Genomic DNA, 8171 nt, shown 5'->3' with positions numbered 1-8171 from the left:
AAAGGAAGAAGGGCACTTCCTTTCATGGTCGTTCTTAAGCTTGTCGAGGCTGGACAAGGCACCTCCACATTTGTCCGTCCAGTCCATACGCCGCTGACCAAGGTGCTTCCGCTTTTAAACTGGGATTCTCGTCGTTTCCTTCGCCACCTAGCCAGTAGTGGATAAAACGGACCCTTCTATAAGAGAAGGTAACGTCCTCAAGTAACCATAAATGCTTATATAACACGGGTTTATACCCTTGAATTCGATAGGAATTGTCGATCTTAGGTTAACGATCTTCCTTTAGTAGACATCTTCGTAGAAGGCTTCGAACTCCCTATTCTGCAAGGTTCGGAGGGGGATGATGAAGACTCCTGTGGGATGAACATGATCGGTGAGATCCCGGAAGGCGAAGCCTGAGGAAGCTTGCCACAGAAGAAGTTCGCCTAAGACCGCCACGTCGTGTGGCAACGTCGAACGACCCTGCGTCGTGCAGGGCCGGAAAGCGAAATCGTCCCCTGGAGGACCTTCCGCTCAAAAAATATCTCGAAACTGAGTCTTCAACAAACGGGAGTTTATCTGAAATATCTAATAAAGTCTATAAAAAGAGCTGTCAGTCAGACTGACAGCTCTTTTTGTATGGTTCTATTTTTTTCGATTTACGGTTTTATCTTTTATAGTTTTCCAGGCTTTAGAAGAGGTATCGGAAGTCTTATCAATAGCTTCATTGCCCTTATCAGCTACTTTTTTAATAATATTCCCTGAAGAATCAATCGTTTTACCGAGAAGGCCTCCTTCACCTGTGATCGACTTTATAATCTTGCCTGAAGTATCCACTGTGTTGTGAACCACCTGATTGGCTTCTTTACTAACGTTTTTAATCAAGCTTTCTTTTTGCTCATTTGAGGACTTTCTGTCATTCGCGGAGTTTTCATTCTGATGGTCACGCATGTTTGCATCCCTCCTGTAAAGTGTCCTACATCTCATACATATGGGTAAAGCAGGATAATATGACAGATAAAAATGAATACTCACTCATTTCTGTTGAATTTTCAGAATTATCGGTATAAAATGGATATTATATACTAACCGGACAGTATGTTTCCGGGGAAGGGGCAAATCGTTGAATTTTGATTACTCGGAGAATGTAAAAAGATATCAGCAGCAGATACGAAGCTTTATGGAAGATGAAGTGTACCCAAATGAGCGCTTGTATGAAGAGCAGTTAAACCAGCAGGAAACTCGCTGGTCTTCTGTACCGCCAATAATGGAGGAATTAAAATCAAAAGCAAAAGAAGCAGGGCTGTGGAATTTATTTTTACCGGATTCTACATATGGAGCAGGACTTTCAAATCTGGAGTATGCTCCTCTTTGTGAAATGATGGGTCGATCTCTTATAGGTCCTGAAGTTTTTAACTGTAACGCGCCGGATACCGGTAACATGGAAGTTCTTGCTCGTTACGGAAGTGAAGAGCAAAAGAAAGAATGGCTGGAACCTTTATTAAACGGGGAGATCAGGTCTTGTTTTTCTATGACAGAACCAGATGTGGCGTCTTCAGATGCTGCGAATATTGAAGCACTGATTGAACGGGATGGGGACGAATACGTCATAAACGGTAGAAAGTGGTGGTCTTCCGGAGCCGGTGATCCCCGTTGTGAAATTGCTATATTTATGGGAAAAACCGATCCGGATGCCCCGAAATATGATCAACAATCTATGATTCTCGTTCCTTTGGAGTCAGAAGGGGTCAAAATTGAGCGCATGCTTCCCGTATTTGGTTATGACCATGCGCCTCATGGACATGCGGAAATCACTTTTGAAAATGTGCGTGTCCCGGCGAGCAATATGATCTGGGGAGAAGGAAAAGGTTTTGCAATTGCCCAGGGACGCCTGGGACCGGGGAGAATTCACCACTGCATGAGGCTGATTGGTGCCGCTGAGCGTGCGCTTGAAGAATTATGTAAGCGTGTCCAGAATAGAACGGCTTTTCATCGGCCGCTTGCAGAGCAGGGAGTAATACGGGAGTGGATTGCAGATTCCAGAATTGAGTTGGAACAAGCTCGGCTTCTTACATTAAAAGCTGCCCATATGATGGATACCGTTGGAAACAAACAAGCCAAAACTGAAATTGCCATGATCAAAGTTGTCGCACCGAACATGGCGCTTCGTGTCATTGACAGAGCCATACAGGCTCACGGAGCGGCGGGGGTAAGTGAGGATTTTACGCTTGCTGCCCAGTGGGCCGGAGCCCGTACACTACGGCTTGCTGATGGACCAGATGAGGTACACCGCAGACAAATCGCTAAGCTGGAATTATCCAAATACGAGGAGTGAGAAGATGCATGTAAATGAATTATTTAATCTGACCGGGAAAACTGCCATTGTAACAGGAGGCGGGAGAGGTTTAGGCGCACAGATTGCCGAAGGATTAGCCGAAGCAGGAGCTAACGTTGTTTTATGCTCAAGAAAAGTAGAAGCCTGCGAGCAGATGGCTTCCAAATTGGAAAGCGAACTTGGTGTAGACACCCTGGCCTTAGAATGTGATGTTACCAATCCATCTCATATTGAGAATGTTGTCGGTCAGACACTGGAGCGTTTTGGCCAAATTGATATCCTCGTCAACAATAGCGGAGCAACATGGGGAGCACCAACGCTGGAGATGCCGCTTGAGGCGTTTCAGAAGGTTATGAATGTGAATGTTACCGGTACTTTTTTAATGGCACAAAAAGTGGGAGAGGTCATGGTTAAACAGCAGTCCGGAAAAATCATTAACATTGCTTCAGTTGCTGGACTTGGCGGAGCAGACCCACGGTTTATGGACACCATCGGCTATAACGCAAGTAAAGGAGCCGTTATTACCTTTACAAAAGATTTGGCCGTAAAGTGGGGATCCCATAATATTCAGGTGAACGCTCTCGCTCCAGGGTTTTTCCCTACCAAAATGTCTCAAGGCTTACTTGATCAGGGTGGCGATCTTATCCTCGACCGTACCCCGATGGGAAGGTTTGGAACAGATGAAGATTTAAAAGGGGCTGCCCTGTTTCTAGCCTCCAAAGCGTCTAACTATGTCACCGGGGACGTTCTAGTGGTGGACGGCGGGATGCATGCGTCTTGCTAAGTGAACATTACGATCACGATTAATAAGGAGGAGTCACTATGAAAGTAGAACAGATAGCCGTTATTGGAGCAGGATCCATGGGTCATCAAATCGCTATGCTGGGAGCATTAGCGGGATTCCGTACAAGTTTACAGGACATTAGTAACGATTCGTTAGCACAGGCAAAAGATAAACTGGCTGACATTATGGATAAATGGGTGGCGAAAGATAAAATTTCAGAAGCCGATCGTAATGAAGCGTTCAGCCGTCTTACTTTTACCACTGACTTAAGAGATGCTGCGAGCGAGGCGGATCTTGTAATTGAAGCAGTGGTGGAGAAACTTGCTGTAAAACGGGAAGTCTTCAGCAAGCTTGATGAGATCGTACCGTCTCATACGATCCTGGCAACGAATTCATCGACCATCGTAAGTTCGTTGATAGCAGACGCAACTTCAAGACCTGGAAGCGTGTGCAATATGCATTTCTTCTTCCCGCCTCTGGTTATGGATTGTGTGGAAGTCGTGAAGGGGGAGCATACAACTGAAGAAACAGCAGCTGTCGCTATGGAGGTTTGTGAACAAATGAACCGTACGGCCGTGCTGCTGCAGAAGGAAGTCTCAGGTTTTATCGCAAACCGGATTCTCTTTGCTATTCAGAAAGAAGCGATGAGTCTGTATGAAGGTGGGTACGCAGACTTTAAGGATATCGATAAGATCACTAAAAAAGCACTTCACCATCCCATCGGTCCTTTTGAATTGATGGATCTGTCCGGTATCGATGTCGGTTATTACGTTATGCAGCAGCAGTATGAAGAAACCAAAGATCCAAACGATAAGCCATCCAAAACCTTAACCGAAAAAGTAGAAGCTGGGGAGCTTGGCAGAAAAACCGGAAAAGGATTTTACACGTACGATAACAAAGTCAGGAACTAAAGGGGGGGAAGAAGATGCATGAGCATGAAATTACAGTCCGGTTTTGTGAAACAGACTTATTAGGGCATGTAAATAACAACAATTTCTTTGTATATATGGAAGATTCACGTATACGCTTTTTCGAGGATCTGGGACTTGTGGGAGATGATTGGAATTTCATTCTCGCTTCGATAAAATGTGATTTCTTAAAGCAGGTCTATTTCAATCAAACGCTTACTATAAAAACCAGCGTCACGAAAATAGGGAATTCAAGTTTTCACCTAGAGCAGGATCTATATGAGAAAGAGAGTGGGGAAGTGACGGCCAGGGGTTACTCGGTAATTGTGCAGTTTGATTTCAAAAATCATAAAAGCTCTCCATTGACTGAGGAGATGAAAACTAAGCTTTCCTCTTATCAGTTAACAGCAAAATAGAAAGGAGCTTCAGCATGCAGGATACGAATGATACAAGAACCGTGCGCCAGGGAGAAGAGATCGATGTCCAGGCGATTGAACAATTCTTACGGAATAATCTCGCCATCCCAGATGGTGAGTTACAGGTCCGTCAGTTTGGCGCCGGCCATTCTAATTTAACTTATGAGCTTGCCGTGAATGATTGGCGAGCTGTACTACGCAGGCCGCCCCTTGGTCCAGTGGCTCCTAAAGCTCATGATATGGAACGTGAATATACAATCTTAGAAGCCTTGCACCCGGTATTTCCGTTGGCACCGAAGCCTTACTTGTTTGATTCAGGAGATGTGTTAGGAGCCCCTTTTTTCATCATGGAACGCAGAGACGGGCTGGTGTTCGATAAAGAATTTCCTGATGGGGTAGAACCGAGTCGGGATCTGGGCAGAAGAATATCGGAATCCATGGTAGACCGCCTGGTGGAACTCCATTCTATTGATTACAAAAAGACAGCTTTGAAGGAGATGGTGAAGCCGGAAGGATTTATGGAGCGGCAAATACATGGATGGATTAAGCGTTATGAAAAAGCTGAAACGGATGATGTGGTCAGTGGAGAGCGATTGAAAAAGTGGCTTATAGCTCATGTCCCGTATTCTGATGAAGCCGCCGTCATTCACTACGACTATAAGTTAAATAATGCCATGTTTGATCCGGATGATCCGGCAAAAATGGTTGGACTTTTTGATTGGGAGATGACCACCGTTGGAGATCCCCTGGCCGATGTGGGAGCTGCCCTCAGTTACTGGATCGAGGCTGACGATCCTGAACTATTGAAAACAGGGCTGGGGAAACCGCCGGTTACAGTTACGGAAGGTTTCTATACAAGGAAGGAATTTATTGAAAGATACGCTGAAAAAAGCGGTCGAGGTGTAGATGATATTCACGTGTATCTCACGTTTGCCTACTTTAAGCTGGCCGGAATTATTCAACAGATTTATTACAGGTACAAACAGGGACAGACGAATGATCCTAGATTTGCGAACATGAATGTTTTTGTAAACAACCTGATTAAGCATGCTGAAGAGACGGCTGGTATTTAAGCATGGGAGATATTCACGTCATTTTCAAAAAAGAAGATATTAAAGAGGAACTTATGGTGGGGAAAGTGGCGATTGTATTTGACGTTTTATTCGCTACTACGACGATAACAGCAGCCCTTGCGGATGGAGCTTCTTCGGTCATTCCCGTGTATGATCCAGCTCACGCTGAAGAAAGAGCTAAAAACTTTTCGGAACCTTACATTTTAGCCGGAGAAGATCAGGGACAGGTTATCGAAGGGTTTCATCATCCTCTACGTACGCACTTACAGCCGGTAGTCAAAGGAAAACACGTGATATTAAGTACCACTAATGGAACGGTTGCGTTACAGCGTTCCAGTCAGGCGGATCATTTGTACGCATCGTCCTTGCTTAACAATCCAGCTATGGCTGCTTTTTTATCTGAGCGACACGAGAACGATACGATTATGCTCGTATGTTCAGGTTCAAGCGGACATTACACACTAGAAGATTTCTATGGAGCTGGAAGTCTCATTCATTACTTACAGAAACAGGGTGATTGGAATTTATCAGATGCAGCTTTGACCGCATGGCTGTTTTATAAAGGAAACCATTTATCCGAAGCTGATCTGCTATGTGAATCCAGAATCGGCCGGATTCTCCTTAAAGCAGGACTGAATCGTAAAGAAATTGAGTTCGCTGCAAGGGAAGGACTATTTCATACCATACCAACCTATGACCCGATATCAGGGCAATTAAAGGAGGGGGATTATGAATCCCGTAAAACATGACGTCCGTGGTGGGGAATTTTTAATCACGGAGAGCAGTCCAGAAACAGTTTTCACCCCTGAGGACCGCAGTGAGGAACATAAAATGATAGCTTCCACGGCTCGACAATTTATTTCCCGGGAAATACACCCGAACAGAAAAGAGCTGGAAGCAGAGAATTACGAATTTGTTTCAGAGAAGATGAAGATCGCAGGGGATTTGGGGCTATTGGGTCACAGTATTCCAGAAAAATATGGAGGGCTAGGACTCGATAAAATCAGTAAAGGGATCGTAGGTGAGGCTCTCGGAAGCGGGGGCGGATATAGTGTAGCTCACTCCAATCATACGTGTATCGCGACGCTGCCCATAACCTATTTTGGCACAGAGGAACAGAAGAATAAGTATTTGCCCAAATTGGCCTCTGGTGAGTATATAGGAGCTTATTGTCTCACGGAGCCTGACGCTGGCTCGGACGCTCTTTCCGCTAAGACGACTGCTGTTATGAACGAGGAAGGCACTCACTACTTGCTGAATGGAACGAAGATCTATATCACGAATGCAGCTTTTTCCCACACGTTCATTGTTTATGCAAAAGTGGACGGGAAGGATTTTACAGCTTTTATTGTAGAGAAAGACTTTGAGGGGCTGTCGATCGGACCTGAGGAAAATAAGATGGGGATTAAAGGTTCTTCTACGTGTTCCGTCATTATGGAAGATTGCAAGGTACCGGTGGAGAACAGACTTGGAGAAGTAGGCAAGGGGCATTTAATTGCATTGAATGTATTGAATCTAGGCCGGTTCAATCTAGGTTTTGCGACGAATGGAGCAGCTAAACATTGTTTCAAGTTAGCCTTGGAACATACAACAGAAAGAAAGCAGTTTGGACGTGCCATTGCTGATTTCAGTGCTACTAAAGAAAAAGTAGCTCGTATGGCTGCGCGTATTTATGAAACAGAATCTCTTCTCTATAGAACCGCGGGCCATGTGGAATCAGCTCTTGGTAGTTATTACGATAGTGAGAATCCAAAAGCTGTGGCAAAAGCGATGAATGAACATGCGTTGGAATCTGCAATATGTAAAATCAAGGGATCGGAGACATTAGACGAAATCGCAGATGAATCCCTGCAGCTCCATGGTGGAGCCGGTTTTATCAAAGAATACCCAATTGAACAAGCTTACAGGGATTCACGTATCAATCGCATTTTCGAAGGGACCAATGAAATTAATCGCTTGCTGATTCCAGGCAACTTTTTCAAAAAGCTGGGCAAAGGGGAGTTTGATGCTCGAACAGTTCTGGAAAAGGCTGAGCATTCACTGAAAAACAATTTGTTCAAACAAGTGGAAGGTCCTTTAGATAAACTTCAGGAAGCTGTAGCTTTGTTTCGAAATTTATACATTGTAGCAGCGGGAACAGCACTTAAAGTCCACGGTGAGACGATTCAGCACGAACAGGAAATCATGATGAAGCTTGCTAATATAGCGATCGCGTTATATTCAAGTGAATCAGCTGTACTGAGGACGCTTAAAGCAATTCGCAGCTCCGACCAGGAAGCGGAACTTAAAACGAAACTCGCTTACACCGTGGTAGAGCAATCAGCTCAAGAAATACAACAGGCTTCTTCCTTTCTATTCTCTAACTTGATGAAAGGAGAAGAACGAATAAGGATTATGAGAAATGTCTCCGTTCTTTTAAGTAACTATCTATGGGAAGATTCGATAGAACGTAATCGCGCAATTGCTGAAGTGATGATGGAAGAAAAACAATATATTTCATAAAAGGGAGATGGATCGTATGAACTTAGGTAATGATCATTTGAGCGTGGATCTTAATGGACCGGTGCTTTCGTGTGTTTTAAATCGTCCTGATGCTTTAAATGCATTTTCAGACGATATGATAGCCGGGTTAAAAGAAGCGATTAAAGAAGCTGAGCAAAATGATGACATTAAAGT

The 8171-nt window shown here is 44.4% G+C and carries 8 protein-coding genes; 7 read left to right on the top strand and 1 reads right to left on the bottom strand.

Annotated elements, in window-relative coordinates; genetic code table 11:
• Window positions 1-624 precede the first annotated feature (624 nt).
• Window positions 625-930 carry a hypothetical protein gene (locus WAM07_RS18840; RefSeq protein ID WP_422168920.1) on the bottom strand — a complete coding sequence of 102 codons (306 nt, stop codon included), beginning with the start codon at window positions 928-930 and terminating at the stop codon, window positions 625-627.
• A 172-nt stretch (window positions 931-1102) separates the two neighbouring features.
• On the opposite strand from WAM07_RS18840, the gene WAM07_RS18835 reads away from it, so the two are divergent.
• The 7 genes from WAM07_RS18835 to WAM07_RS18805 are packed head-to-tail and all read left to right on the top strand — an operon-like array spanning window position 1103 to window position 7997.
• On the top strand, window positions 1103-2314 hold the full coding sequence (locus tag WAM07_RS18835; RefSeq protein ID WP_422168919.1) for an acyl-CoA dehydrogenase: 1212 nt from the start codon (window positions 1103-1105) through the stop codon (window positions 2312-2314).
• A 4-nt stretch (window positions 2315-2318) separates the two neighbouring features.
• On the top strand, window positions 2319-3098 hold the full coding sequence (locus WAM07_RS18830) for an SDR family oxidoreductase (RefSeq protein WP_422168918.1): 780 nt from the start codon (window positions 2319-2321) through the stop codon (window positions 3096-3098).
• 38 nt (window positions 3099-3136) lie between these two features.
• Window positions 3137-4009, top strand: coding sequence for a 3-hydroxyacyl-CoA dehydrogenase family protein (locus WAM07_RS18825; RefSeq protein WP_422168917.1), 873 nt, complete (start codon window positions 3137-3139; stop codon window positions 4007-4009).
• Between the two features lie 14 nt (window positions 4010-4023).
• A complete protein-coding gene (locus WAM07_RS18820) occupies window positions 4024-4422 on the top strand; it encodes an acyl-CoA thioesterase (RefSeq protein WP_014642070.1) in 399 nt (132 codons plus the stop codon).
• Between the two features lie 14 nt (window positions 4423-4436).
• The gene (locus WAM07_RS18815) at window positions 4437-5495 is read left to right on the top strand and encodes a phosphotransferase family protein (RefSeq protein WP_422168916.1); all 1059 of its coding nucleotides are present in this window, start codon (window positions 4437-4439) and stop codon (window positions 5493-5495) included.
• A 2-nt stretch (window positions 5496-5497) separates the two neighbouring features.
• Window positions 5498-6244, top strand: coding sequence for a 2-phosphosulfolactate phosphatase (locus WAM07_RS18810; protein ID WP_422168915.1), 747 nt, complete (start codon window positions 5498-5500; stop codon window positions 6242-6244).
• Window positions 6225-7997, top strand: coding sequence for an acyl-CoA dehydrogenase family protein (locus tag WAM07_RS18805; protein WP_422168914.1), 1773 nt, complete (start codon window positions 6225-6227; stop codon window positions 7995-7997). Before WAM07_RS18810 ends, WAM07_RS18805 begins: the two co-directional genes overlap by 20 nt.
• Window positions 7998-8171: the final 174 nt, after the last annotated feature.

Source organism: Halobacillus sp., assembly GCF_049282395.1.
Taxonomy (GTDB): domain Bacteria; phylum Bacillota; class Bacilli; order Bacillales; family Halobacillaceae; genus Halobacillus.
This window is presented reverse-complemented; position numbering and strand designations above follow the sequence as displayed.

Excerpts from the sequence above, each read along its gene's own strand:
- WAM07_RS18805 (WP_422168914.1), top strand. The coding sequence starts at position 6,225 with ATGAATCCCGTAAAACATGACGTCCGTGGTGGGGAATTTTTAATCACG.
- WAM07_RS18840 (WP_422168920.1), bottom strand. The coding sequence starts at position 930 with ATGCGTGACCATCAGAATGAAAACTCCGCGAATGACAGAAAGTCCTCA.
- WAM07_RS18810 (WP_422168915.1), top strand. The coding sequence starts at position 5,498 with ATGGGAGATATTCACGTCATTTTCAAAAAAGAAGATATTAAAGAGGAA.
- WAM07_RS18815 (WP_422168916.1), top strand. The coding sequence starts at position 4,437 with ATGCAGGATACGAATGATACAAGAACCGTGCGCCAGGGAGAAGAGATC.
- WAM07_RS18825 (WP_422168917.1), top strand. The coding sequence starts at position 3,137 with ATGAAAGTAGAACAGATAGCCGTTATTGGAGCAGGATCCATGGGTCAT.
- WAM07_RS18820 (WP_014642070.1), top strand. The coding sequence starts at position 4,024 with ATGCATGAGCATGAAATTACAGTCCGGTTTTGTGAAACAGACTTATTA.
- WAM07_RS18830 (WP_422168918.1), top strand. The coding sequence starts at position 2,319 with ATGCATGTAAATGAATTATTTAATCTGACCGGGAAAACTGCCATTGTA.